The sequence below is a fragment of the Mesobacillus jeotgali genome (assembly GCF_900166585.1).
Classification (GTDB): domain Bacteria; phylum Bacillota; class Bacilli; order Bacillales; family Cytobacillaceae; genus Mesobacillus; species Mesobacillus jeotgali_A.
This window is the reverse complement of the sequence record NZ_FVZC01000009.1, coordinates 397,746-423,541: the sequence shown is the minus strand read 5'-3', so window position 1 is coordinate 423,541 and position 25,796 is coordinate 397,746. Positions and strand designations below refer to the sequence as shown.

The 25,796-nt window shown below is 41.9% G+C and carries 26 protein-coding genes and 1 riboswitch; of the genes, 10 read left to right on the top strand and 16 right to left on the bottom strand.

The annotated features are described in order from the left end of the window. Positions 1-22: 22 nt before the first annotated feature. On the bottom strand, positions 23-217 hold the full coding sequence (locus B5X77_RS12075) for a hypothetical protein (RefSeq protein ID WP_079508236.1): 195 nt from the start codon (positions 215-217) through the stop codon (positions 23-25). Positions 218-513: 296 nt separating this feature from the next. On the opposite strand from B5X77_RS12075, the gene B5X77_RS12070 reads away from it, so the two are divergent. Further along, the gene (locus tag B5X77_RS12070) at positions 514-702 is read left to right on the top strand and encodes a YkvS family protein (protein ID WP_079508235.1); all 189 of its coding nucleotides are present in this window, start codon (positions 514-516) and stop codon (positions 700-702) included. A gap of 137 nt (positions 703-839) precedes the next feature. On the opposite strand, the gene B5X77_RS23730 is transcribed toward B5X77_RS12070, so the two are convergent. Further along, positions 840-956, bottom strand: a complete 117-nt coding sequence (locus tag B5X77_RS23730) for a DUF6254 family protein (RefSeq protein ID WP_257391800.1) — start codon at positions 954-956, stop codon at positions 840-842. A gap of 125 nt (positions 957-1,081) precedes the next feature. On the opposite strand from B5X77_RS23730, the gene B5X77_RS12065 reads away from it, so the two are divergent. Together B5X77_RS12065 and B5X77_RS12060 are read left to right on the top strand one after the other, a co-directional pair. Beyond that, on the top strand, positions 1,082-1,693 hold the full coding sequence (locus tag B5X77_RS12065; RefSeq protein ID WP_079508234.1) for a CPBP family intramembrane glutamic endopeptidase: 612 nt from the start codon (positions 1,082-1,084) through the stop codon (positions 1,691-1,693). A 190-nt stretch (positions 1,694-1,883) separates the two neighbouring features. Continuing rightward, positions 1,884-2,540 (top strand): hypothetical protein, encoded by a 657-nt coding sequence (locus B5X77_RS12060; RefSeq protein WP_079508233.1) that lies wholly within the window; start codon positions 1,884-1,886, stop codon positions 2,538-2,540. 166 nt (positions 2,541-2,706) lie between these two features. Here B5X77_RS12060 and B5X77_RS12055 read toward each other — a convergent pair whose 3' ends face one another. After that, entirely contained in the window at positions 2,707-3,753 is a 1,047-nt protein-coding gene (locus B5X77_RS12055; RefSeq protein ID WP_079508232.1) for a YkvI family membrane protein, read from the bottom strand. 249 nt (positions 3,754-4,002) lie between these two features. Between B5X77_RS12055 and B5X77_RS12050 the strand changes: the two genes are divergently transcribed. Both B5X77_RS12050 and B5X77_RS12045 read left to right on the top strand, forming a co-directional pair. Further along, complete coding sequence (locus B5X77_RS12050; protein WP_079508231.1) at positions 4,003-6,159, top strand: ATP-dependent Clp protease ATP-binding subunit; 2,157 nt, start codon at positions 4,003-4,005, stop codon at positions 6,157-6,159. 127 nt (positions 6,160-6,286) lie between these two features. Continuing rightward, complete coding sequence (locus B5X77_RS12045; RefSeq protein ID WP_079508230.1) at positions 6,287-9,313, top strand: efflux RND transporter permease subunit; 3,027 nt, start codon at positions 6,287-6,289, stop codon at positions 9,311-9,313. Between the two features lie 264 nt (positions 9,314-9,577). On the opposite strand, the gene B5X77_RS12040 is transcribed toward B5X77_RS12045, so the two are convergent. Together B5X77_RS12040 and B5X77_RS12035 are read right to left on the bottom strand one after the other, a co-directional pair. Beyond that, a complete protein-coding gene (locus tag B5X77_RS12040; RefSeq protein WP_079508229.1) occupies positions 9,578-11,272 on the bottom strand; it encodes a M3 family oligoendopeptidase in 1,695 nt (564 codons plus the stop codon). 155 nt (positions 11,273-11,427) lie between these two features. Further along, positions 11,428-11,865 carry a MarR family winged helix-turn-helix transcriptional regulator gene (locus tag B5X77_RS12035; RefSeq protein ID WP_079508228.1) on the bottom strand — a complete coding sequence of 146 codons (438 nt, stop codon included), beginning with the start codon at positions 11,863-11,865 and terminating at the stop codon, positions 11,428-11,430. A gap of 287 nt (positions 11,866-12,152) precedes the next feature. Here B5X77_RS12035 and B5X77_RS12030 point away from each other — a divergent pair, with 287 nt between their 5' ends. Together B5X77_RS12030 and B5X77_RS12025 are read left to right on the top strand one after the other, a co-directional pair. Then, the gene (locus B5X77_RS12030; protein WP_079508227.1) at positions 12,153-12,722 is read left to right on the top strand and encodes a LemA family protein; all 570 of its coding nucleotides are present in this window, start codon (positions 12,153-12,155) and stop codon (positions 12,720-12,722) included. Then, on the top strand, positions 12,722-13,459 hold the full coding sequence (locus tag B5X77_RS12025) for a TPM domain-containing protein (RefSeq protein ID WP_079508226.1): 738 nt from the start codon (positions 12,722-12,724) through the stop codon (positions 13,457-13,459). Before B5X77_RS12030 ends, B5X77_RS12025 begins: the two co-directional genes overlap by 1 nt. A 113-nt stretch (positions 13,460-13,572) precedes the next feature. Here the strand turns inward: B5X77_RS12025 and B5X77_RS12020 are convergent, their stop codons facing one another. Continuing rightward, positions 13,573-14,565 carry a phosphotransferase enzyme family protein gene (locus B5X77_RS12020; protein WP_079508225.1) on the bottom strand — a complete coding sequence of 331 codons (993 nt, stop codon included), beginning with the start codon at positions 14,563-14,565 and terminating at the stop codon, positions 13,573-13,575. 143 nt (positions 14,566-14,708) lie between these two features. On the opposite strand from B5X77_RS12020, the gene B5X77_RS12015 reads away from it, so the two are divergent. Both B5X77_RS12015 and B5X77_RS12010 read left to right on the top strand, forming a co-directional pair. Continuing rightward, on the top strand, positions 14,709-15,941 hold the full coding sequence (locus B5X77_RS12015; protein WP_079508224.1) for an MFS transporter: 1,233 nt from the start codon (positions 14,709-14,711) through the stop codon (positions 15,939-15,941). Positions 15,942-16,050: 109 nt separating this feature from the next. Beyond that, the gene (locus B5X77_RS12010) at positions 16,051-16,245 is read left to right on the top strand and encodes a hypothetical protein (protein WP_079508223.1); all 195 of its coding nucleotides are present in this window, start codon (positions 16,051-16,053) and stop codon (positions 16,243-16,245) included. Positions 16,246-16,291: 46 nt separating this feature from the next. Here the strand turns inward: B5X77_RS12010 and B5X77_RS12005 are convergent, their stop codons facing one another. Beyond that, positions 16,292-16,819: a hemerythrin domain-containing protein gene (locus B5X77_RS12005; RefSeq protein ID WP_079508222.1), complete on the bottom strand. Its 528-nt coding sequence runs from the start codon at positions 16,817-16,819 to the stop codon at positions 16,292-16,294. A gap of 217 nt (positions 16,820-17,036) precedes the next feature. Between B5X77_RS12005 and B5X77_RS12000 the strand changes: the two genes are divergently transcribed. After that, the gene (locus B5X77_RS12000; RefSeq protein ID WP_079508221.1) at positions 17,037-17,372 is read left to right on the top strand and encodes a hypothetical protein; all 336 of its coding nucleotides are present in this window, start codon (positions 17,037-17,039) and stop codon (positions 17,370-17,372) included. 398 nt (positions 17,373-17,770) lie between these two features. Here B5X77_RS12000 and B5X77_RS11995 read toward each other — a convergent pair whose 3' ends face one another. The 9 genes from B5X77_RS11995 to mtnW all read right to left on the bottom strand — a co-directional run bounded on the left by B5X77_RS11995 (position 17,771) and on the right by mtnW (position 25,450). Further along, positions 17,771-18,055, bottom strand: coding sequence for a ferredoxin family protein (locus B5X77_RS11995; RefSeq protein ID WP_023615122.1), 285 nt, complete (start codon positions 18,053-18,055; stop codon positions 17,771-17,773). Further along, positions 18,055-19,350, bottom strand: a complete 1,296-nt coding sequence (locus tag B5X77_RS11990) for an FAD-dependent oxidoreductase (RefSeq protein ID WP_079508220.1) — start codon at positions 19,348-19,350, stop codon at positions 18,055-18,057. Before B5X77_RS11990 ends, B5X77_RS11995 begins: the two co-directional genes overlap by 1 nt. Continuing rightward, positions 19,343-20,368 (bottom strand): electron transfer flavoprotein subunit alpha/FixB family protein, encoded by a 1,026-nt coding sequence (locus B5X77_RS11985; protein WP_079508219.1) that lies wholly within the window; start codon positions 20,366-20,368, stop codon positions 19,343-19,345. Before B5X77_RS11985 ends, B5X77_RS11990 begins: the two co-directional genes overlap by 8 nt. Before the next feature lie 27 nt (positions 20,369-20,395). Then, positions 20,396-21,223: an electron transfer flavoprotein subunit beta/FixA family protein gene (locus tag B5X77_RS11980; protein ID WP_079508218.1), complete on the bottom strand. Its 828-nt coding sequence runs from the start codon at positions 21,221-21,223 to the stop codon at positions 20,396-20,398. Positions 21,224-21,905: 682 nt separating this feature from the next. Beyond that, positions 21,906-22,151: an aspartyl-phosphate phosphatase Spo0E family protein gene (locus B5X77_RS11975; protein WP_257391799.1), complete on the bottom strand. Its 246-nt coding sequence runs from the start codon at positions 22,149-22,151 to the stop codon at positions 21,906-21,908. A gap of 157 nt (positions 22,152-22,308) precedes the next feature. Further along, on the bottom strand, positions 22,309-22,842 hold the full coding sequence (locus tag B5X77_RS11970; RefSeq protein ID WP_079508217.1) for a 1,2-dihydroxy-3-keto-5-methylthiopentene dioxygenase: 534 nt from the start codon (positions 22,840-22,842) through the stop codon (positions 22,309-22,311). Positions 22,843-22,935: 93 nt separating this feature from the next. Continuing rightward, entirely contained in the window at positions 22,936-23,571 is a 636-nt protein-coding gene (locus B5X77_RS11965) for a methylthioribulose 1-phosphate dehydratase (protein ID WP_079508216.1), read from the bottom strand. Beyond that, a complete protein-coding gene (locus B5X77_RS11960) occupies positions 23,568-24,230 on the bottom strand; it encodes a 2-hydroxy-3-keto-5-methylthiopentenyl-1-phosphate phosphatase (RefSeq protein WP_079508215.1) in 663 nt (220 codons plus the stop codon). Before B5X77_RS11960 ends, B5X77_RS11965 begins: the two co-directional genes overlap by 4 nt. Continuing rightward, positions 24,227-25,450, bottom strand: a complete 1,224-nt coding sequence (gene mtnW / locus B5X77_RS11955) for a 2,3-diketo-5-methylthiopentyl-1-phosphate enolase (protein ID WP_079508214.1) — start codon at positions 25,448-25,450, stop codon at positions 24,227-24,229. The genes B5X77_RS11960 and mtnW overlap by 4 nt, the downstream gene beginning before the upstream one ends. Positions 25,451-25,664: 214 nt before the next feature. Continuing rightward, positions 25,665-25,772, bottom strand: a riboswitch (SAM riboswitch). Positions 25,773-25,796: the final 24 nt, after the last annotated feature.

Below are 25,796 nucleotides of genomic sequence, written 5' to 3'. Positions count from 1 at the left end.
TAATTGATTTGTGTACCTTAGGTCAGCTCCTTGGGTCATCCATATATTGATAGATTACATCCCCGCCTCTTTGAGCAATCCCTCTAAAATGTTTAAAGTCATCCCTTTTCACGAGCACCTCTCGGAAGTTCATAAAATCCTGCCTTGCAACAAATATTTCTTCAACTTCTCTATTTTTCAGGCTTTCAAGCATCCTAAAAGCTTGTTCCTTGTCCAAATCCTACACCCCTTGTCACTTCTAAGTTAAAACTATTTTATCTTCTAATGCTGAATTTGCAAATTCCTAAGTTGGCATCTGAATGATCCGAATTGATTAAATAGTAAATGCATTAAAAATTTCCTCTAGATGGAAAAGACATTTATATATATAATAAGTATTATATATTGAATTTTCTAACTTTTAAATTTGAAAATTTCGTGAACATTTTAAATTTATCACGCATTTTCCTTTACGCTTAATAATATTTAAGGCAAAATGTTAGTAATTCGAATTATGACGAAGGAGCGAGTTATTTGAAGAAAGCTGAAGTTGGAAATGTAATCGAATTCAAAGAAGGATTACAGGGAATTGTGGAGAAGGTCAATGAGAATTCTGTAATTGTTGATTTAACTTATATGAACAATTTTAGGGATCTGGAACTCGACCAGCGCACAGTGATCAATCATAAAAACTATAAGATTGTAAAAGAAACAGCCTATTAATATACTGGAATCACTGAATAAAAAGCAGCCCCGGCTGCTTTTTATTCTTTTTGATCTGACTTTAACGCTTTTTCAGAAATGTACAGGCTGGTTTTGAATTCCAACATAACTCTTACTTAATAGAATGCAACTTTATCTTATTCCTTTGTTTCTTTGCCAGCCAGTTCCTTGTATGACTTCACTTTGCCATGAGGATGCTGTTCCTGTTTGCGGACTGTCCAATTGCGCTCCTTCTCACGCTTTGATTGAGACATGCTATTCCCTCCTATCTTTTATCGTTCAGTCTTAACATTCCCCATCTGGTAGAAATCATTTCCTTACAACTTTAATGAATTATTTGGTACAATAAATTTTGTTTGTGGAAAGGGGTTTTTGAAGAATGAAGAATTGGATGGCGGATCGCAGACTGATTACAGGTATCTTGATCGCGCATCTGCTGATGTTTTTTACCTTCGAAGATAAAAACGTATTCTGGTATATATTCACAGCTACAATGCTTGTTCTTATCAGCTACTCCATCATTAATGAGGAAATAGAGGACAATACATCTGCCCTCTCATTCTTAACAATAGGGATTGCTTCGGGAGCAGGATTATTCGGGCTCTTTTGGTTAGGCAGCTTTTTGATCGAGCTGCTTAATATCCCATTTTCAAGTCAGATTTCAAGCCTGTACAGCAGATTCTCTCCAGATTTATTATGGCATTATATTGTCCTGGTATTGATTATAGCTCCAGGTGAGGAAATATTCTGGCGTGGTTTTATTCAAAAACGCCTGAGCAGATTTTTTGGAATGAAAATGACTATAGGTCTATCGGTGCTTTTATATGCCTCTGTCCACCTCTATTCTGGACAGTTCATTCTGGTTCTTGCTGCAGTGATCGCCGGACTAGCCTGGAGCATTTTATATGCATGGAAACGGAGCATGCCACTCATTATTGTTTCCCATATTGTCTTTGATCTATTATTGTTTGTTTTTCTTCCTCTAAGATAACACCTGTTCCAAATGAAATCTGGAATGCTAAAAATGATCCATGCGCTTTCAGGCTTATGGGTCATTTTTATTATTGTTATGTATGCTTGTCCATGTTATTTTGAAAAGCGACAGGATTGTAACATTCTTTCTTTTTTTTCGTCTAAAATTGTAGAAAACAGCAAATGAAATGACAGGGGGCAATTTTTCCATGAACAAACTAGCAAAACCATTCGCACTCATCGGATTATCAGCATTTATGATCGCTGGATGCGGTGGCGCAGAACAATCTGAAAAAAATAAGCAGACTCCGCAATCACAGCCCGCTTCTGCACCAGAAACTGCGAAAGAAGATCAGCAGGCTGCAGAACAGGAAAAGCACCAGGAAGAGGGCCTGATCCGGATCATGGAACAAAACCTTGACTATACTTTGAACGGCCAGGAGAAACAGCAAACTGGCTTCCTCAAGTACAATGATAATCAAAACTATTCAATGTATGTCATGCCTGATTATGAATTGACAGCAGAAGAGCCGAACAAAGATGTTCTGATGTGGAACGAAGATGACAGCATTTTCATGAGAATCGAATTGCTCCCCGCTGATGCAGAATGGTCCTTGGTTGAAGAGAATTCAAAAGCCCAGTTAGCTGCAGTCGGACCAGAGGTAAAAGAAGCGGAAACACCTGAGGATCCATTCTTCAAAAATGCATGGGCGATGGAAACAAAAAACGGTCCGGACATTGTCACAACTTACCTTATTAAAAACGAAGATCAGCCTTTGAAACTTACCCTTTTTACCAAAGAAGGCGCTGACCACCGTGATGCCTTCACCCAAATGGCAAAGACAATCTTGAAAGAAGAAAAATAATATTAAAAAGAAGGGGAATTCCCTTCTTTTTTATTTTGGCTGTTTTCGTAAAAATTGTTGTTAACGTGATAAAAGCCATTTTGCAGGTCGGTATTTAGTTGGCAAGCTCTCTTAATAAGCGTTAATTTTTTGTAGTCAATAGCAACAAAGTTTAAGAAAAGAGCCCTTATTTTTTCTTCAAATTAATTGGTTTCAACCATAATAAAATAATGAAAATTAAACTGATATAGCCGAAAACAGGATATAGTAACGAAAGAAGTGTCCCATATTCGATCAAACTGATGAAATAACAAATAAGGAAGAGAAAGGACACGACGAGCATACTTGGCAATTTAATATGTTTTTGAATCTGTCTTTCCAAACCATAAATATTGCCGATTACAGATGTAAAAATCTCTCCGTATACGACTAAAACAAAAACCCAGTAAAGCCCGGCTGCCAGCTGCTTCATAACCACGGCCATCGGAATTCCGAATGTTTCAAACCCTGGAAGCATAATCAATGTCAAGTGACTCGAAAGCAAAATGATTGTGAGCGCGATTCCACCAATTATTCCCCCCCACTTGACTGTATTATCGTCCTTCATCTCAGCCGCAACAGGTACCAGCACAGCCTGTGCAAGCGACAGATTCAGCGCAGTATATGAAAAGGGGCCGATAACGGCCTTCCAGCCATCCTCTGCATAGGGAATAAAGGCAACCTGTTCCATGAATCCGGGCAATTTAACAGACAGGAAAAATAGTATCAAACTGAATGTGACCATCATTGGTACAACAAAGGTATTGACAGCAAAAACACCCTTCAAACCGACAACCATGACGGCAAGTGACAATGCAATGGTAACAAAGATGCCAAGTGATTTTGTCAATCCAAGCTGCTCCTCAAACACGGCCCCTGCACCCGAAAGCATAACAGCGCAAACACCAAGAAGCATGAACAGCATCATTATATTGATGATCCTTCCAAAAAACCTCCCGAATAAATGTATGTTCATTTCTTCATAAGAACTGGCTCCTATGGCCGCAGCCATACGCATCAATTTTGCACCCATATATGTAAGAATGTATCCCGCCATAAAAATTCCGATTAAACCAAATAAACCAAATCTGGAGAAGAATTCAACGATTTCTCTCCCTGTAGCAAAGCCGGCTCCTACCACAGTGCCGACATAAACTGCGGCAATTTGAAAGGCAGCACCCCAATTTGTTTTCAAAGCGTTCCCCTCCCTCTTTTTCAATATATGTAAGGATAGACAAACCATGACGAGCTTTTTAAAAGGGAGCAATATATACAGCTAGTTTTTTTAAAAGAATTAAGGTCTGGATAAATTTCCAATAACTTCCGGAGGCAAACAACTTGAAAGTCAAATTTGGTCAAAGTATAATAAAGTTAAAATGATCAAAGATAGTCAAAGTCAAAAAGACTATTGGTCATAAAGAGAAACTTTGAAGGAGGAATTTAAATGCTTTGCCAAAATTGTCAGCAAAATCATGCCACTATTCAATTTAAAGTTAGTATAAATGGTAACCAGAAGCATTTAATGCTCTGTGAAGAATGCTACCAAAAAGAGAGAGAGAAATTAGGTGCTTCCTTTGGCAGCCCAATGTCCGGTTTTAACGGAATTGGAGGTTCGCCATTTAATGATATGTTCAATCAATTTTCGGGGAATCTGATTAACGGTCCCCAGAACCCCAAACCTGCTGCGGCAGAAACTAAAGCAGCTGGCGGAGGAAATGGTTTTATTGACCAATTCGGCAAAAACCTGACTCAAATCGCAAAGACAGGCTTGATTGACCCGGTGATCGGCCGTGACGAAGAAGTGAAGCGTGTAATTGAAATTCTTAATAGAAGAAACAAAAACAACCCGGTACTTATTGGTGAACCGGGTGTTGGTAAAACAGCAATAGCAGAAGGACTTGCCCTGAAGATCGTCGAAGGAACGGTACCAGAGAAATTGAAGGGTAAAGAGGTATATCTTCTCGATGTTGCTTCCATGGTATCCAACACCGGAATCCGCGGCCAATTCGAAGAACGGATGAAACAATTGATCTCTGAACTACAGGCTCGGAAAAATATCATTCTTTTCATTGATGAGATTCACCAGCTTGTTGGAGCAGGATCGGCTGAAGGCTCAATGGATGCAGGCAATATCCTTAAGCCAGCACTCGCCCGCGGTGAACTTCAGGTAGTCGGGGCTACAACCTTGAAGGAATATCGTCAAATTGAAAAGGATGCTGCACTTGAAAGGCGTTTTCAGCCAGTGCATGTCCTTGAACCAACAATGGACGAGGCAATTGAAATCCTGAAAGGTATACAATCCAAGTATGAAGATTTCCATCAGGTAAGCTTCCCAGAAGATGCGATTAAGGCTTGTGTTCAACTTTCTCACCGATATATCCAGGACCGCTTTTTGCCAGATAAAGCGATTGATTTAATGGATGAAGCAGGCTCCAAGCTTAACCTTCTCACAGGCTACACTGGCAAAAATGACGCTGAAAGCCGTCTCACGGAAATTGCCAGAGAAAAAGAAGCTGCCTTGAAGAATGAAGATTATGAAACAGCTGCAAAGCTTCGTGATGAGGAAACAAAGCTAGAAAAAGCGATTTCTAATGACAGTAACTCCGAGCGTCCCATTGTTACCGTCCAGCACATTCAGGAAATCATCGAGCAAAAAACCGGTATTCCTGTCGGCAAGCTTCAAGAGGATGAACAAGAGAAGATGAAAAACCTTGCAGCCAACCTTAACAGCAAGGTCATTGGCCAGAAGGACGCTGTAGAAAAGGTGGCTAAAGCAATCCGCCGCAGCCGTGCAGGCCTAAAATCGAAGAACCGTCCAATCGGCTCCTTCTTATTCGCAGGGCCAACAGGTGTTGGTAAAACGGAACTGACCAAGACTCTCGCTGAAGAATTATTTGGTTCTAAGGATGCGATGGTTCGGCTTGACATGAGTGAGTACATGGAGAAGCATAGTGTCTCCAAGCTGATTGGTTCCCCTCCGGGATATGTCGGCCACGATGAAGCAGGACAACTGACAGAAAAGGTACGCCGAAACCCATACAGCATCATTCTGCTGGATGAGATTGAAAAAGCACACCCTGATGTCCAGCATATGTTCCTGCAAATCCTTGAGGATGGCCGTCTGACCGACAGCCAGGGGCGCACTGTCAGCTTCAAGGATACAGTCATTATCATGACTAGTAATGCTGGTGTCGGCTATAAGACAATCAAAGTAGGATTTGACCAAAACACTGCAGTCACTGAATCAAACATTCTTGATTCACTAGGCGGATTCTTTAAACCAGAATTCCTGAACCGCTTCGACAGTATCATAGAATTCAAGTCTCTAGAGAGAGAACACCTTCTTCAGATTGTTGATCTAATGCTTACTGAACTCAATGTCACACTTGCTGAGCAGAACATCAGCCTTGAAGTGACAGATGAAGTGAAGGTTAAACTGGCTGAGCTGGGATATCATCCTGCATTCGGCGCCCGCCCGCTCCGCCGCTCGATCCAGGAACAATTGGAAGATTCCATTGCCGACTTCATCCTGGAAGAACCGGAAGCCCAACAATTGATAGCGACCATTAAAAATGATCAGATTACCATCAAAGCAACATAATAAACTATTTTTAGCCCGGAGTCTGAGACTTCGGGTTTTTTATTTTTTACAGTTTAAAAATGAATTTTATATAAAGGGCATATAGAATAGAGTCATAGCTTTTATAAAAGAAAAGGGGTAAAATTCCATGGGATTTTTGACAAAATTCAGCCTTAAAAATGCTTTTGCTGTTTTCATTATTTCATTTTTACTGATCCTAGGCGGCCTGTACTCCTTCACCAGGCTTAAAGTTGATTTGCTGCCAAATATCGAATTTCCTCAGCTATCTGTAGAAGTCATCTATCCAGGGGCCTCACCACAGGATATCAATGAACAGGTAACGGAAAAGCTTGAAACGAAATTCAAAGGCATCGATGGAATCAAGAAAATGCAGAGTTCTTCATTTGAAAGCATTGCGATCATCAATCTTGAATTCCCGTTCAATACTGAGTTAGATGATGCGGAACAACAAGTCAACTCATTCATAAAGGAGGCCGGACTGCCTGAGAATGTAACGACTAATGTAAACCGTTTTTCATTTGGAACATTCCCGATATTCAATATCTCTCTGTTCGCAAAAGATAATCAAGATCTTGAACAGCTTGTAAACGAAGAAATAATCCCTGAACTGAACAAAATCCAGGGAATCAACAGTGTATCTGTTGGCGGCATGACAGAGGACATCCTCCAGATTACCGTTGATCAGGATAAAGCTGCCCGGCTGGCACTTAGCCTGAATGACATTAAAGAAACACTTAACGAAAAGAAATTCAGCTTCCCGGCTGGCAACTTGAATGAAAATGAAATCCAAGTGCCGGTAAGGGTACAGGAAAAAATAGAAAAAATCAATGAACTGGAGAATCTGGTCATTCAATCTAAATTCTCAGCTGATGCTCCTCCAGTTAAATTAAATGAAATTGCGGCGATTGATGTAGTAACTGAAAAACCGGAAATCACGCGTTATAACGAAAAAGAATCTTTATCAATGGCCATTACGAAAAAGCAGGATGCGAATACGGTCGAAGTGGCTGACAAGGTTATGGCTGTAATCGGCAACTATCAAGACCGACTCGAATACGCAATTGGTTTCGATTCTGCTGAAGGAATTGAAAAATCGGTCAATACTCTCGTCAAGGAAGGGTTGCTCGGAGCACTGTTTGCTTCAGTTGCTGTATTGATATTCCTGAGGAATTTCCGTGCGACAATTATCGCGATTGTATCCATCCCTCTTTCTCTATTGATTTCGTCAATCTTCCTGAATCAGCTGGATATTTCATTGAATATCATGACGCTTGGCGGAATGGCTGTAGCGGTGGGACGTGTCGTAGATGACAGCATAGTTGTTATTGAGAATATTTTCCGAAGAGTCCGCAAAACCAATCAGGGAATGACAGATGATTTGATTCAGGACTCAACAAAGGAAATCCTGAAAGCCATCACTTCATCAACAATCACCACCGTTGTGGTATTCCTGCCACTCGGTCTTGTCGGCGGAATTACAGGAGAATTCTTTCTGCCATTCGCATTGACGATTGTGTTTTCGCTGCTCGCATCCTTAATTGTAGCTGTTACAATCGTACCGATTCTGGCAAAGTTCTCATTCAAGAAGGTTCCAACGGAAGAAAAAGAAGGGGCAATGCAAAGAGCTTATGCTCCTGCTATAAGATGGTCTCTGAACCATAAAGCTCTTGTCATCTTCCTGTCGATCGCCTTGCTCGGAGGTTCAGGATTCCTTGTCAAAGGACTTGGTTTCACTTTCATTCCCAATGAGGAGCAAAAATTACTGGTGGCAACATTCCAGCTGCCATCCTCGACATCAATTGATAAAACAAATGAAGTTTCCCTGCAAGTCGAGGATATGTTCGCAGAGCAAAAAGAAATTAATGATGTCACCGTTGGCATCGGCAGCCGTGATTTCCAGACTGGCCTAAAACGCCAAAACCAGGCGAACTATTTTATCACCCTTGGAGACGGTGCAAGTGTTTCAGAATTTATTCCTAAGCTCGAAAAAGAAATGGAAGAAATCGTCCTTTCAATTGAGCCGGATGCAAAAATCGGAATTCAGGAACAATCTACAGGAGGCCCTCCTTCGAATAATAACGTCAACATCGACTTGTATTCTACTGACCTTGCAGCCCTGCAGGATGCGGCAGCAGAAGTCGAAGATTATATGAATAAGCAGGACGACTTAAAATATGTAACTAATAATTTCTCGGAAAAACAAAAACAAGTAATAGTTGATATCGACCCGGAAAAAACTGCACAACTGGGAGTATCCGGCTTCCAGGTTCTAGGTACGATCACTGATAAAACGAAGCCAATCGATGCTGGCGCAATGGAGCTCAATGGAGAGGAACGCAAAGTTTCGATTACCTATGATGAAAAGACTGAAACAATCGATGACTTAAAGACCACAATGATTTTTACACAACAAGGACCTGTTCCAATCACTGAAATCGCCGATATCACTGAGACAGAAGCCTTTACCTCCATTCAAAAATTGGACGGTAAAATATTCGCCCGGGTTTCTGCTCAGATTGACGCAAATGATATCAGGGCTGTTTCAACAGCTGTTATTGAAGGTGTTAAAAATGATATTGACCTTCCAGATGATGTGTCACTTGAAGGCGGCGGCGGAAGTGATGAAACGGTTGAAACATTCACTCAACTGGGAATTGCCATGGTAGTGGCCATCGGCCTTGTCTACTTAACCATGCTCATCACCTTTGGGCAGGCAAGGATTCCGTTTATCATCCTGTCATCCCTGATTTTTGTCCCAATCGGTTCGCTTCTTGGTCTGTGGATTGCAGATGAACCGATGTCAGTAAGTGTAATGATCGGACTGCTGATGCTGATTGGAATTGTCACAACCAATGCAATCGTCATGGTCGACCGAATCGGCCAAAACCGAACCGAAAAAGGAATGCCAATCAGGGAAGCACTTATAGAAGCAGGAATTACAAGGCTGCGTCCAATCCTGATGACTGCTTTCGCAACCATCGCTGCCTTGATTCCATTGGCGCTCACCACCTCATCAGGCACCCTGATTTCCAAGGGTCTGGCAGTAACAGTGATTGGAGGACTTACCTCCTCCACCCTGCTGACACTGATCCTGATACCGGTCATATATGAATTGTTTTTCTTCAGGCAAGTGAAAAAAGAACGCAGTATGTAAAATGGAAGCCCGCATCTTCATGCGGGCTTTTAAAATTTAATTTACAGTTTCCGATGGATATATTACCATTTGAGCTCATTCTATAATTTTCAGGAAATGCAGCGACTCTCATTTTACCGTTTTAAGCCCAGCCCCCTTTTTTCGGGCAATGCAACAGTAACCGCCGCCTCTAAATCAATGGAATATGAAAAAAAGACTGCAAACAACCGATTTTCATCGAGTTTGTCTGCAGTCTTTGCCAAAGCCCCAAGGCTTTGAATTCTTTTACAGTTTGCTATCATCCACTGATTCTAACCAGCTATCAATCTCGCCGATTACTGACTGGACGCATCCTTCTTCAAATGGTGAGATCAGGTTGGCTTCTTTAACCAGCTCGGTGAATGCCATACTTCCACCCAGTTTGCAAAGGTGGGTATAGTCTTTCCATGCTTCTTCCTGATTTTCTCTTGAACGCTTCCAGAATTGGAAGGCACAAATTTGTGCAAGTGTGTAATCAATGTAATAGAACGGTGAATTGTAGATATGGCCCTGACGCTGCCAGAATCCGCCTTCTTCAAGATATGTGTTGCCGTCATAATCTTTGTGCGGAAGATATTTTTTCTCAATTTCCCGCCATTGTTGTTTTCTCTCGGCAGGAGTAGCCTCAGGGTTTTCATATACCCAATGCTGGAATTCGTCCACCGAGACGCCATATGGCAAGAACAAAAGGCCGCTGCTTAGATGCGAGAATTTATATTTATCTGTATCTTCTTTGAAAAATAAATCCATCCATGGCCATGTAAAAAATTCCATGCTCATCGAGTGTATTTCACAAGCCTCGTAGGTCGGCCAGTTATACTCTGGAATTTCAAAATGGCGGCTGGAATATACCTGGAACGCATGACCTGCTTCATGTGTCAGGACATCGATATCCCCTGAAGTTCCATTGAAATTCGAAAATATGAACGGTGATTTATAGTTTTCAATAAATGTGCAGTAGCCTCCGCCGGCTTTGCCTTTCTTGGCAACGAGATCCATCAGGTTGTTTTCGATCATATAACGGAAGAACTCTCCTGTTTCAGGGGAAAGCTCATCATACATCTTCTCGCCATTTTCAATGATCCACTCAGGACTTCCCTTTGGTGCAGCATTGCCCGTCTTGAAATCAAAAGGCTCATCGTAATATTTCAACTCATCTACGCCTATCCGGTTCTTCTGACGTTCCTTGAGTTTTGTCGCTACTGGCACAATGTATTTCTGCACCTGTTCCCTGAATGAGGCTACCATGGTGCTGTCATAATCGGTACGGAACATCCGGTAATATGCCAGTTCAACAAAATTGTTGTAACCAAGCTTATGCGCCATTTCCGTCCTGACTTTTACAAGCTCATCATATATCTCGTCGAACTCTTCACCATGCTCTGAAAAGAATGCGAATTTAGCTTCACTGGCTTTTTTCCTTGTTTCACGATCTTTGGACTCTGTAAAAGGATCAAGTTGCGCCAGGGTCCTTTCTTCTCCCTCGAACATAATTTTTGCCGAGGCGACAAGCTTTGTATACTGGGTTGAAAGCTTGTTTTCCTTCTGCATCAACGGAACAATCTCAGGAGAAAATTGTTTTAACTGTGCCTCCGCAAGGGCAAACAACTGCTTCCCCCATTTTGCTTCAAGCTCTGCACGGAATGAGGAAGACACAAGTGCTTCATAGTATTTTGTTACCAGACCTTCTACCTGAGGAGCCAATTCATCGAGAAAATCCTGCTCTTGCTTATAAAATTCATCTTCCGTATCAATTGAATGGCGGATATAACAAAGATTGAACATGGTTCCAACGTCATTCCGCAAACCATTGATTCTATCCATTGCGATACTTTGTTGTTCAACCGACCCAGCATTTTTAAACTGTTCAAGCAGCTGGTCAAACTTTTTGGTTACTTCGTCCAATTCCGGCCGCGTATATGTATATTGCTCAAATTTCATTCCATTGCCCCCTTATCTGTATAAGAGTGAAAGTCACCCATCTTCATCCTATTCTACGAACAGTCCCTTTTTTCCTGTTTTTGAATAGCATTTTCGAAATATTTTTAGGCCCTTGAGATTTTCCGTACAACAAAAAAAACGGCAATTTGCCGTTTTTAATATTTGCTTACAGATAATCCAAGCTTTTTTAACAGCTCAATCGCAGTGCCTTTTTCATCATCAGACAGGCTGTCCATTAATTCGTGAATCAATGCACTATGTTCTGGAAAAATTTCTTCTATCAATTTTTTGCCGTCTTCTGAAATTTTTGCGTATGTCACTCTTCGATCTTTTGGGCAGGCAACCCGATTTAGATAACCCTTTTCTTCGAGCTTATCGACTACATAGGTAATACTGCCGCTTGCGAGCAGAATTTTCCCGCCAATCTGCTGAAGGGGCTGCTCCCCTTTATGATACAGGAGTTCAAGAACGGCAAACTCGGTTGGGTTTAGTCCATTCTTCTGAATGACTTTGTTCACTTTTTCATTTACTGCCCGATAAGCTCTGGACAATACAATAAATAATTTCAAAGATTTTTCTGTCTCATTGTTCATGCGTTATTTCATTCCTTTACCTTAAACGACTAATCCATAACTAGAGTATATCTGAATTCGCGGTTTTTATCAGTAATTCCCTCTATTTTATCAAGAAAAACTATTTAAGTTCAATATTTGGATGTTTTTGATTAAAACAAGGCTGAAAAGATTGTGTAATGAAGAAAGTTTAAAAACCTGTCCATTAAGGGAAAATACCCGCATCTGCACCATTCACGGTTCTTTTCGTTAAAACCTTAATTATTTTAGCGAAAACAGCCTACAACAAAGAATTAGGAGTGTCTTCAATGAAAAAAGGTTTAGGAATTGTTATTGGGTTATTAGTAATTCTCGGAATTTTCATCATGATGGGGGTTGGCAGCTACAATAGCTTTGTATCTGAAGAAGAGAATGTCAATCAGGCTTATGCCCAGGTAGAAAACCAGCTGCAAAGAAGGCTGGACTTGATCCCGAACCTGGTGAATTCAGTCAAGGGATATGCAGCACATGAAAAAGAAGTTATCAAATCAATCTCAGATGCCAGGGCAAGATTAGCAGGTGCGAATACACCCGAAGAACAGGCTACTGCCAATGCTGAATTATCGGGCGCACTTAGCAGATTACTGGTGGTTGTTGAAAATTATCCAAATCTAAAAGCAGACAAGCAATTCACTCAATTGATGGATGAGCTTGCTGGTACAGAAAACAGGCTGTCAGTGGCGAGGAAAGATTATAATGACCAGGTGTCCATTTATAACAAAAAGGTTAAACAATTTCCAGGTGCCCTTATCGCAAATATAACAGGATTTGATGAGAAGGAATACTTTAAAGCAGACCCAAGGGCACAGGAGGCTCCAGAGGTTGACTTTGGAGGCTGATGATGAGTCATAGGATATTCCCCGGATTAGCAGCTTTTCTTGCCATCCTGCTCTTGCTGCTTCCATCCGCGGCATCCGCGGCACCAAGTGAGATACCGGCACCTGTTGGAGATATCTATGTTCAGGACTTTGGAAATATCTTAAGTGATACCGATGAAAACCAGCTAAGAAACATTGGCAGGTCGATTGATGACCAGACAACTTCCCAGATTGCGGTTCTGACCGTAGACTCGATTGGGGAGAGAAGCATCGAGGAATACTCAGTTGATGCCTACAGAAAATTCGGTCTCGGAACAAAAGAAAAAGATAATGGCGTTTTGCTCGTCATTGCCATGCAAGAAAAGAAAATCAGGATTGAAGTCGGCTACGGTCTCGAGGGTGTTATTCCCGATGGCAAGGCGGGGAGAATACTTGATGAATTTGCCATTCCCCATTTAAAAAATGGCCAGCCAAACCTTGCAGTGATGAATACGTATCAGGCACTAGCAAATGAAGTGTCAGGGACTAATGAATTCGGAAGCCCATCGCAGGGTGACCAGGGTCAACAGGATTTACCTATCCCTTCCTGGCTGCTGATCGTTATTGTTATCGGTGTGATTGTCCTCGACTTCATGTTCTTTGGCGGTACCCTTACCTACCTGCTATTATCTATAATTTCCAGAGGCGGCGGAGGCGGAGGACCCCGTGGAGGAGGCGGCGGCTCTTCCGGCGGAGGCGGAGCAAGCCGGGGCTGGTAGTTAAAAAAATGACCGCGCCCTATCTTTAACTTCAACACCACGAAAACACCAGAAGCATTTGCTCTGGTGTTTTTTGTTAGTCTGCCTTCATTTTTTATACCTATTACAAAGCATTAATCAATATTCACAATTGGTTGTTTATTTTTGATCCTGTCCGCGATTTCTTCCATCATGGCCAGTAAATTGTCATTCCTGTCCTCTGGAGCGATTTTCTTATGCAGTACTGCATACAGGACAACATCCCTGAGCATGAGGAACAAAGGGACTTGTTCCTTCCAGCCTTCTGGAAGCGTATTCCCTTTCTCATATCCATGGATAAAAGAGTCCAAAAATATTTTCCCAAAACGCTGGCGTTCCTCTCTATCAGTGACAGGAATTCTATAAAGTATGGAGTAATATAACGGTATCGCGATGTCCGATGCAAACCAATGGTAACTAGCATCATCAAAATCAAAAACCTGAATCTTTTCTCCATCATAAAAGAAATTACCGGAATGGATATCTGTGTGGATGACTCCATAGCTATCGATATTTTTCGAAAGTGTAGTTATAGCTGATATTACTTCTTCTGCATTCCTTACCAAGTCCCGCTCTTTGTCGGGGTAATACTTTTTGACCTGAAGAAGGTCATCATCGTCCCAGCTGCCACGTCTTTTGATCCCTTCTGATGGATGGTAGGTTTTGGTCGCACTATGCATCTTCCCTGTCATTTCTCCCCATTTTTCAAATAATTCAGTGTTGAATTGCTCTGAACGGACAGAGACAGGGTTCCCTCCCGCTTTAGCGTATAAGCAGCAGAAGAATAGACTTCCATCTTCTGCAGCTGCCTCTTCAACTAATTTTCCGCTTTTCGACTGGAAGACCTCTGGAACAGACAGGCCGTTACTGTGCAGATGTCTCATCCAATCCAGTTCGGATAGAATTTCATCCTTGATCCGATGAGAACTATGAGTGATTCGCATGATATATGGATGGCCCTTCTGATAGGCTTCAAAAACATAATTCTCGAAATCTCCCAGCTTTTTTACTTCCGGCTCTAATCCATAACGCTCCAGGAAATCATTCAACAGTTTCTCGCCCATCAGCGATTCCACTGCCTTTTCCATATTCGCTCCCCCTTTTAAATAATCTTTATTTTCTTAAATTATATTAGACAATATATTTGAATACAAAATCTATTTTTATCTGGTGACTTTTTTTGTAAAATGATATGTAGGAAACCGAAATACTTTTTTAAAAGGAGACAATCATGAGCCAATCAGCTGCTGCAGTCAAAGTAACACCCCAGAATCAAAATGAAACAACGTATAAAATACTTTTTATCATCGGTTTAGTTCACTTGTTGAACGATTCTATCCAGTCTGTCATTCCGGCGATGTTCCCAATTTTGGAGAAATCGATGGGTCTTTCATTTACCCAATTAGGAATGATCGCCTTTTCATTGAATATCGTTTCTTCCATTCTTCAGCCTTTGATTGGAATGGCAACCGACAAAAAACCGATGCCATATGCCCTTCCGCTCGGCCTGACCTCAACAATGTTCGGCGTACTTGGCCTTGCATTCGCTTCGAGTTTTGAATTGGTCATCCTTTCTGTTTTATTCATCGGTCTTGGTTCTGCTGTTTTCCATCCCGAAGGATCGCGGGTTGCCTATATGGCAGCAGGCCCTCGCAGAGGGTTGGCCCAATCCATTTATCAGGTCGGCGGCAATTCCGGGCAGGCACTTGCCCCGCTCATTACAGCGCTGATTTTAGTCCCGCTTGGCCAGTTCGGCGCGGTATGGTTTACGCTTGTTGCGGCAATTGCAGTTGGACTGCTCCTATATATAGCTTCGTGGTACACCCGCAAATTGGATTATGAAAAAATTGCGGCCAAAACCAGCCTGGCCACCAAAAAATTTAATAATGGCATCTCAAAAAATATTAAAATGGCCCTTATACTGATTCTATTTTTAATCTTTGCAAGATCCTGGTATATCTCTGGCATGACGAATTTCTATGCCTTTTATGCGATCGACAAATATGGACTTTCGATTAAGGAAGCCCAGATGTTCCTGTTCGCATTTCTTGTTGCCGGTGCGTTCGGGACATTCTTCGGCGGCCCGCTCGCAGACCGTTTTGGAAAAAAGAACATTATCTTTATTTCCATGGTGGCGACTGCACCTTTGTCGGCAATCATGCCGTTTGTACCTAGTTCGGTTGCCTTCTTCTTGTTGTTGATGAGCGGATTTATCTTGATGTCTAGCTTTTCAGTAACGGTTGTCTATGCTCAGGAATTGGTACCGGGTAAAATCGGAACGATGGCCGGCCTGACAGTAGGCCTGGCGTTCGGAATGGGTGCTATCGGGTCTGTCGGACTTGGATATCTCGCAGACTTGATTGGGCTGCCCCTGATGATAACATGTGTCGGTTTCCTGCCTTTACTTGGAATCTTAACTATTTTCCTTCCGTCAGATCAAAAACTGGCTGAATGGAACAGGTAGACATATCGGGTGTCTCATCTCTATTAATATTTTCCATTTGTACATTTATGTTTAGGCATGCTCCTGTTAAGGAAGAAATATAAAGAGGATAAAATGAAGGGAGATTATCATGTCTAAGTTTAATATTAATTATTTTTTTGAAAAAGATTTTAAAGTTTCTAGACCAATCGAAGTGGAGAACATTTCTGAGGCTATCCAGGATGCCAAGGACCAGGAGGGCTTGATTGAATTTACTAGTGAAGATAATGTTTTTTATAAATTCAATACAAAAGACATTAAGCTAATCACGATTACCCAAGCTTAATTCTATATAGAAAGGGTGAAGCCGGCAGCTTCACCCTTTTTTCTTGTTATATCAACTTAATGCGCTCGGCCAATTCTTGCTTTTCTTCCACACTTAGCATATTCTCTGCCATTGGGAACAGTATGCTCTCTTCCTTAGAGAAATGGCTTACCAAAGTATAGTTTGCATTCTTGATCAATTGAGCATTTTCGACCATCTGCTCCTTGGTGAATCCTGCAGCTCCATCCCTTGTGTTATGCAGGAAAGTCCCGATGAAGTGTTTAGCCTGATCATGCTCATACTCCATAACGGCAATAGGACCCATTTCCCTGCCTATATAAGCTGCCATCATCTCAAACAAAACACCCTCTTCACGCTCAGAATGCGGTTCCAGCGCAGCGAGGAACTGGACTACGAGCCTCCTGAGCTCTGAAAAGTTGTTGTCCATTTGCTTTCCTTCCTCTATTTCCACTGAAAGATCCAGAAGTTTTGCCAGCATTGCTAATAATGGCGGATGTTCATTTTTTAACTGTTGAAGACCCTCACTTAATACGAAACTTGAATCAGAGTTTAATCCGCTTATACAGCCTGTCATGATTATTGGCCTCCTATATATCTTGATACTTTCATTATAGGAACCAATCCACTTACATGTTGTGATGGGAATCACAATTTGTCTTTCAGACCTGAAATTGTGAAAGAAATATGACACTTCGGTAAAATTTCTAAAAATTTTAACAATTAGCCTTCAATAATATTAAAACCTTACATATAATGAAGTTATAGCCTAATGCAAAAGGAGTGAATGTAGATTGCAGAACTCTTTATATCGGGATTTCTATGTAACATCACTTGTCCCAGCTGGTGTAACTGACCAAAAGAACTTTCTGGATATACAGCCTGATTTGATCCTGACACATTTAATGATTGGATTGCAGGGCCATCAGGAAGAAGGCAAAGATTTTTACCATTGGAATGTAACGATTTATAAATCGGACCAAAATGGAATCTACGATGGTGTAAACCCTGTATATGCCTCAGCACTGTATGAGCGTTTTGATGATGCTGTGGATGCAGCGCGGAGAATAGAAAAAGATATCCGCAACGATCAGCTTCACTTAATGCACCTGCAAGAAAAAATCAGCTAACCCCTCTTTTGTCCCCTCTCATATAGCTTCACTCTTTTTAAACCCATTTGTGAATAAACTTACATATTATGATAATAGAAGTATCTAGGTGTGGTATGCTGTTCCCATGCTGGTCTGTTCCCATTTCAAGCAAATTGATTCTTAAAACTGCTATGTGTTCTTTTCTTTTTTCTGACTAGCAGCCTCCTTTCTCAATTTACCCCTACTTACATATTCTCACTTAAGCCCTGTGGCCCCCCTTGTGCACTTAAGCCTTGTTTGCCTTATCGTCAATGCTCTCCGCTGTTCCAATGTTGAGTCAAATGTCATGTAGTCTCCTTTAGGCACCAAAAAAGCATTAATAAAAACACACAAAAGCTGGGGACCAAATACAGTCGCCAGCTTCTCCTGATTTTACATTATGCAAGCCTGAAAACGATGCCATGACCGCCCTTTGGATATTCCCATTTGATGTTCTGGTATGGGCAGCCAATCCGGCAGCTTCCGCACTCATGACAGCCTTCGTAGCCTACCTGCATCCTTTTCCCTTCCCACTTGTAAACCTCAGCCGGACAGAATACGGTGCAAAGTTTATCCGGGCATTGCGTCATGCAGACATCATGGTCCAGGACTGTCAGATGTGATTTTGTGTCACACTTAAACCTTAAAAGAAATTGTTTTTCCTCGATGTTTGTCGTTGACATTATTTCACCGCCTTCCAGGCACGATAAATATCTTGCATAACCTTAAAGGTTCCTTTTTCGGCCGTTACGCTGCGCATGATTTCTTTTTGTTTTTCTCTCTTTGGTGTCCCATCCACTGTAAAGAACTTGCTCATTGCTTTGTTCATCATTGGCAGGTATTCCTTGAAGTACTGGGGGTATGTCTCAAAGGTATGTGCAGCATCCTTATACTTTTCAAGATCCTTGATGATGAAGCTTCCGAATAATGCTTCCTTATAGCGGTTCAGGCTTTTCTCGCTGAAGTCGCCATCTTTTTTAGCCTCTACGATTGCTTCAGCAGCCATCTGGCCTGATGCCATCGCCATATTGGAACCCTCACGGTGAATCGCGTTGACAAGCTGTGCAGCGTCTCCTACCACGAGCACTCCATTGCCGGCAACTCGCGGGACCGAATGGAATCCTCCCTCAGGAATCAAGTGGGCAAGATATTCTGCAGACTCGCCTCCCTCTAGATAAGGACGCACCATTGGATGCTTTTTAAGATAATCCAGCAGCTCATATGGCTTTAGCTTTGCTTTGATCATGCTTGATAGTGTTGTTCCTACTCCAATATTCAAGCTTTCTTTGTTGGTATAGAGGAATGCTGTACCCAGGTTACCTTTTGTTGAATCACCGAAAATCTCGATTGTGGTTCCATGATTGCCTTCAAGGTTGAATCGTTCATTGATTTTATCCTTAGGAAGATTGATAACCTCCATAACTGTCAAGGCAACTTCATCAGGACGGAATTCCCTGTGGAAACCAAGCTGCTTGGAGAGCAGGGAGTTTACCCCATCAGCAAGGACTACGACATCAGCAAATGCTTCTCCATCAGGCCGGTCTGTACGGATGCCAACCACTTTCCCATTTTCAACAATACATTCTGTAACAACTGTTTCATTGATCAATAATGCACCTTGCTCGACTGCTTTCTGTGCGAACCACTGGTCGAACTGTGCACGCAGCACGGTGAAATTATTATATGGTTCAGCAGCCCATTCAAGACCTTTATATCCAAACTGGACGACCGATTCCTTATCCATCATCCAGAATCGCTGTTCTACGACTGGTCTCTCAAGCGGCGCTTCCTTCCAGAACTCGGGAATGATATCTTCCATTTGCTTGCGGTATAGAACACCACCCATAACATTTTTCGAGCCAGGATATTCACCGCGTTCAATCAACAGTACTTTCAGTCCGCTTTTCGCACAATTGTAGGCACAAGATGTTCCAGCAGGGCCGGCTCCTACGACGATGACATCAAATTTTTCAGACATAGCTCATTTCCCCGCCCTTCTCTTTGCTGAGCTCTTTGAATTGCTTAATCAGCTTTGGAACGATTTCCAACGCATCACCGACAATCCCATATGTTGCGACATCGAAAATTGGTGCATTTGGATCTTTATTGATAGCGATGATCAATTCGGAATTTTTCATGCCCTCCACGTGTTGTATTGCCCCAGATATCCCGATGGCAAAATAAATTTTAGGTGTTACAGTTTCTCCAGTCTGTCCAACCTGCTGTTCATGCTTCAGCCAGCCTGCTTCTACGACATCTCTCGTGCCGCCGACGCTTGCTCCTATGACTTCAGCCAGCTCATGAATAAGCTGGAACCCTTGTATATCGCCTAATCCTTTTCCACCTGCTACGATAACATGCGCTTCTGCCAGGCTCGCTTTTTTTGTTACGTCCTTCACAATTTTAAGCACTTTAGTGCGCATGTCCTCTTCCTTTAGTTCCAGCTCTTCCTGTATGATGACTCCCTTTCGGCCAGTATCAGGTTCAATGGCTTTCATGACCTTCGGGCGTACTGTAGCCATTTGTGGTCTATGTTTTTTACAAAGTATGGTGGCCATAATATTTCCGCCAAATGCCGGACGGCTTGCCTCAAGCAGCCTTTTCTCAACGTCAACATCAAGCATTGTTGTGTCAGCAGTCAGCCCTGTACTTAGATCCGTCGCAACTGCACTCGCAAGGTCCTTTCCATTTGGAGTCGCACCATAAAGGAAGATCTCCGGCTTATATTTTTCTGCCAGTACACACACACCTTTCATGTATGACTCGGTCCGGTAATCTTTCAGTACCGGATGGTCTACAACATAAACCTGGTCCGCTCCAGCATAGATTACTTCGTTTGCTAAAGGGAGGACACCTTCACCAAGCATCACTCCGGCTAGCGGAACATCCAGCTTGTCGGCAAGCTTCCTTCCAGCACCCAGTAATTCAAGTGACACGCCTTCGATTTTTCCTTCATTTACTTCAATGAATACCCAGACTCCCTGGTTTTCTTCCATCCTTTTATTCCCCCTTTAAAATTGGAATCAAGAGTTGGCTGTATTTAATTTCAATAAATCTTTTCGTTCCAACAATACTCCCATCAGCTGTTCTACCTGAGAATCCGTGCTTCCTTCAAGTCGTTTCCCTCCTTCAAGCTTAGGAGGACTGAACATTTTGCCAACGATTGTTGGCGACCCTTTTAGGCCCAGCTGTGTTCTATCAACATCCTCAAGGTCATTCACCGACCAGATCACTGGTTCAAATCTGGCAGCCTTGATCATATTTGGCAGTGGTGCATACTCTATGTCATTAATCTCCTTTTCAACTGTCAACAGGCAAGGAAGCTGAGATTGGAGGACCTCATAGCCATCTATTTGTTTTCGTTTAATATGAACATATTTTTCATCGCTATTAACCTCTGAAACTTCTATAACATTCGTAATGGGCGGAATATCAAGCCGACGGGCAATACCTGGTCCTACTTGTCCTGTGTCGCCATCAATGGCATGCTTACCGCAGATGACAAGGTCAATCGGATTATCCTTTGAAATCTTTTCGAGTGCTTTGGAAAGGGCATAGCTTGTAGCCAGTGTATCTGCACCCGCGAATGCTCTGTCAGAAATCAAGTAACCCTTGTCAGCGCCAATTTCAACACTCTTCTTTATGACAGCGACGGCCTGAGGCGGGCCCATGGATAGAACCGAAATCGTACCGCCTGTTTTATTCCTGATTTTCACTGCTTCCTGGACAGCATGGGCATCATAAGGATTCAATATGGCCGGTGCACTTCTCCTGTCCAGAGTATTGGTTTTGGGATTAATTTTAATGATTTTTGTATCGGGCACTTGCTTGACACATACGACAATGTGCATACTATCTTTTCCCCTCCTCAAAATGTAAAACTATTAATTTGTAAGCGATTACTTTCTGCTGTTTTCTTTTTAAAATCGTTTCTATAAATGAGGGAAATTTAATAAGGAAGGAATTTTTGATACCAAGAAAAGTCCTCCAGATTAGCTGGCAATAGCCCTTGAAAACGATTAGGATGAAAACAGCTGTAATAAAGGCATATGTGACATTATTTTTTATAATGAAGGCAGCAAGTTGCTTTTCACACAGCCTTATATAAATAAATGCTATGTAGTACGATATATGACTCGTATTACATGCATAGTACCAACAATTAAAAAAGTAGATAACATAGGTGATATTGTTTTGTTTAAAATGAGGTTAAACAATCATAAACAAATTAAGTCCGCTGGAAAAATGAATGAAAGTAAAAATATGAGGTGCGAATGCAGAATGATGATAAGAAGCTATCTATGTTAAAAATATATAAAATAAGCTTATAAAAATATGATAAAAATCACACAAAGAAATATTATCGTGAAATTTTGAGCAAATTGTTAAATTTTTTATCAAATGCTCTGTAAATTTTGTATGATTTATTCCATATATAGTTTTATCGTTTATTCCAGGATTTTGCCTATAAAACATTTTAGCCACTGCCGGTTTATTGGCAGTGGCTAATTTTTCCGATATGTCTGAATGTACTTACGCATGCGATAAAATATATTGTTTCTTTGTAAGCAGGATCATCTGTCTGAAAAGGATTCTTGTTCTCTGCCGCTGTAATTCCGTCTCCCTGCACAATGCTTGATATTCATAAATCAAAGTGTCAAGTTCCTGGCTGCGACGGACTGTTTCTGCACTTGTATATCCAGTTTCCAGTGCAGCAGCCATCATCAATTCCCTAACGCGATCAATTTCTTTCAACAAAGCATTTTGCGATTGATACACTTCTATATCTCCTCTACTACTTTAATTGCTTAATAAAATAAATAGATTACTTGAAGAATTATGGCAAATGCTTGGATGAATGTAAATAGATTCGCAAAATAAGACAAGATTTACTGCCGAAAAAATTTACTTCGACAAAGTTTGCGCTCCGTTATGATCACTGGCTGATTTTTTCCTCTTCGTAAATTGGCACCCAGCCTTCAGTTGTAACGAAAATTCTTACCGCAACTACTCGGCGGTCATCCTGAAGGGTGAAATAATGACGTGTATTTTCAGGGACTGAAATTAAGTCTCCTGGATTCAGGAACACTTCAAAAAATTCGCCATCCTTCCCCTGAATGACAAACACCCCATGACCGCTGACGATGAACCTTACTTCATCATCTGTATGGTGGTGTTCCTGCTTGAAATTCGCAAGCAGCTGATCAAGATTAGGTGTATTGTCGGAAAGTGAAATTACATCCTGTGCTTTATATCCCCTGCGAGCTGAGATATTTTCTATTTCTGTTTGAAAAGCATTAAGGATTTGCTGTTTTTCTTCATCAGATAACAAAAACTTCTCTTGAAGATGTGCTGGCAGTTTAGTGATATCCCATTTTTCATAGATGACTTCCTGCGTATTTAAAAATTCTTCTACTTGCTGTTCGTCAACGATTCTTTCCTGTGTGTTTTGCTTTACGATGTATGCCATCTGAATCTCTCCCTTTGTGTTTAATGATTAGCTTTGTTAGATTCTGCTGTTGGATCAATGCCTTTTAGAAGGATATTGATTTTTAATTATTATTTAAACAACCTTGAACAATTGGAATGGCTTGTGCTCCAGCAGCCTTAATTGATAACGGAATAGAAATTCGGTTGCTTCAAGGATTTTCTTTGCTTCAAATGCATTCCTTCCCCAGACTGTAATGCCGTGGTTCCGGATCAGGACGGCACCCGTATCGCCTTTTACGTGCTCTGAAAATGCTTTAGCGAGGGTCGGTATATGCGCATAATTAGGAATAATGGGAATTTTAAGAACAGCATCTTCCTCCCAAATATCGAAAGCTTTAATCAATTCCTGTCCCTGGAATTGCACTTCTCCCCTGTCCCCATAAACTTCCGAGATAACATTGTTATCAATGGTATGGACATGCAGGCTGCAGCCAGCATGTGTTTTCTTGTATACTTCGACATGAAGCAAAGTTTCAGCGGAAGGCCTAAGATGTGTTTCCTCGACTGGCCGGCCATATTCGTCAACTAACAAAAAGTCTTCGTCTGTCCGCTTTCGTTTATCTTTTCCACTCGCAGTCACAAGGAATTCTACTGGGTCACTATTTACTTTAATTGCAAGGTTTCCACTGGTTCCCATAAACCAGTCGCGTTCAGCCAGTTCTGCTTTCACGTCAGCCAATTCTTCCCACTTCGTCTCTACACTGCTCATCCTCTCACCCCTATCTGAAATTTAAGAGCTTCAATACAATCATAGAATGTCTCAAAAGGCGTATATGGAATCTTCCATTCTTCACATTTATCTTTCAAGTAATCTCTTGCTAATACGTAATCTCCCTGTTTCGCCGCTTCCAAATCGGTCACAGAATCACCGATGACGATTTTGTATATTTCGCTGTGTTCGAGTTTCCTCATGATTGATGGCTTACAACACCCACACTCATTTGAACATCGATCATCACAACTATTTGGCCATACAATTTTTATAGTTTCTCCGGTAAAATCAGAGCCATTGCAATAAATGTCCGCAATCGGACCAAATGGCTTGATGATCGGCTCCAGGAAGAAATCAATGCCGCCGCTGACAATATAGACCGGAATTCCTTCTTCTTTTGCGAAATCAAGAAATTCTTGAAAACCTGGACGGATCCTCGCATTCTTCAGGGCAAATTCAATGATTTCATCCTTCAGGCCGACAGGAAGGAGTGAGAACATTTTGCCGACTCCTTCCCTGATGGAAATAGTACAGTTCAGCACTCCTTCCTTAATGTCTTCCCAGCCCTCGGGAGCAAACCGGTTCATGATAGCAATGATGTTATCCTTTTCGGTAACTGTTCCATCGAAATCGCAGAATATGACTGGCTGGCTCATTTTGCTACTGCCTCAGTTGAGCCCCAAAGGTCTATTGCAGTTTTTAACTCCTCGTATTCAAGAGCGCCTTCTTCAAGCGATTTACCTCCGAGCACAGTGTCAATAGCCTGCCTGAAGGCTTTACCTCCGCCCTGTGCTCCGCCAGGATGGCCATGGACACCTCCGCCAGCATTGATGATTGAATCTAACCCGAAATCCTCTACTAGGAGGGGTACCATTCCTGGATGGATTCCTGCGGACGGTACAGGGAAGGTTCTCTTGAAGCGGTCCTCAACTGTCAAAGCCTCAGCAATCGAAATGGCCTGCTGCTTTTCAAGAGCGACACTTCCATATGGCGATGGGAACAATGAAAAATCAGCGCCAGCATATCGGAGAAGCTTGCCGAGCAGCAATGAATGCGAAAAACCATACTCAGCAGCTGATGTGAAAGCCCCGCTAACCGCTGGATGCGCCATAATGGGTATGCCAATTTCATCGTCTTCCCTTAACTCCTGCAGCACATCGAGACCATAAGCAAAAACATTGAACAGCAGAGCGTCGGCTCCAAGCTCAGCTGCTTTTCTTGCTTTGTCCCTCAGTTGAGTTGTTCTGCCCGTCAGATTAGCAGCATACAAGGTTCTGTGACCAGTAGTTTCATATACTTCCTCGAGAACCTGTTTCCCAGACGTGATTCGTTTTTCAAATGGAGCAAGTTCATTTTCAAACAATATTTCGTCATCCTTAATAAGGTCTACCCCGCCAAGACTTTGTTCTTTTAACTGCTTCAACAGGTAAGTAAGGTCGCGGCCGATAACCCCTTTGAAGATGCTCATCAGCAGCGGCCTGTCATGCACATTCACCTTATTTCGGATTCCTTCAATTCCAAATCGCGGACCCGGGAATGCCTTTTTCAATTCATGCCCGAAATCAAGATCAATCAGTTTCACTTTTCCATCGAGCGATAGCTTGCCAAAAACTGTTGTAAGAATCGCCGGAATGTCTGCGGAATAATTAATTGCCGGATAAGCGATTTTAATGGTCGCCACTGTTTCCGAATTGGCATCTAAACTGGATCCTTCAACAGAAACAACTCTTCCCTTATGCTTTTTTAATTGTTTTTGGTCGAGTTCTGGCAAATCGGTCCAGGATCCTATAGTCAAGCCAAGCGCTATGCCCTCTGCTTTTTTCTGCGGATTATGCTTATCGTCATGGACTATATAAGTTGCTGTAATTTCACTCATGAAAAATCAATCCCTTTCTGTTAGAAAAACGCAAGCGCCTTGTCCTGCCCTGACAAGCGTTGGAGAGCCTGTCAGTGAAGTCGTTCCTTGACTTTATTGACAGGACCGAAGCGTCTCGAGGGGGCTAGGCGCTAGAGCTAGTCATTAATCAAATTGTAAAAAACACATAAAAAAACCTCTTCGAAAAGAAGAGGTTAGAACGTTCACTAAACTCTCCTTATCTATCAGCTTCCGCTGCAAGAATTAGCACCGTGCCCAGCATAATGCTGGATCGGTTGCCGGGCTTCATCGGGCTCGTCCCTCCGCCTGCTCTTGATAAGAAAATAATTTAATTAAGTTATTTAAT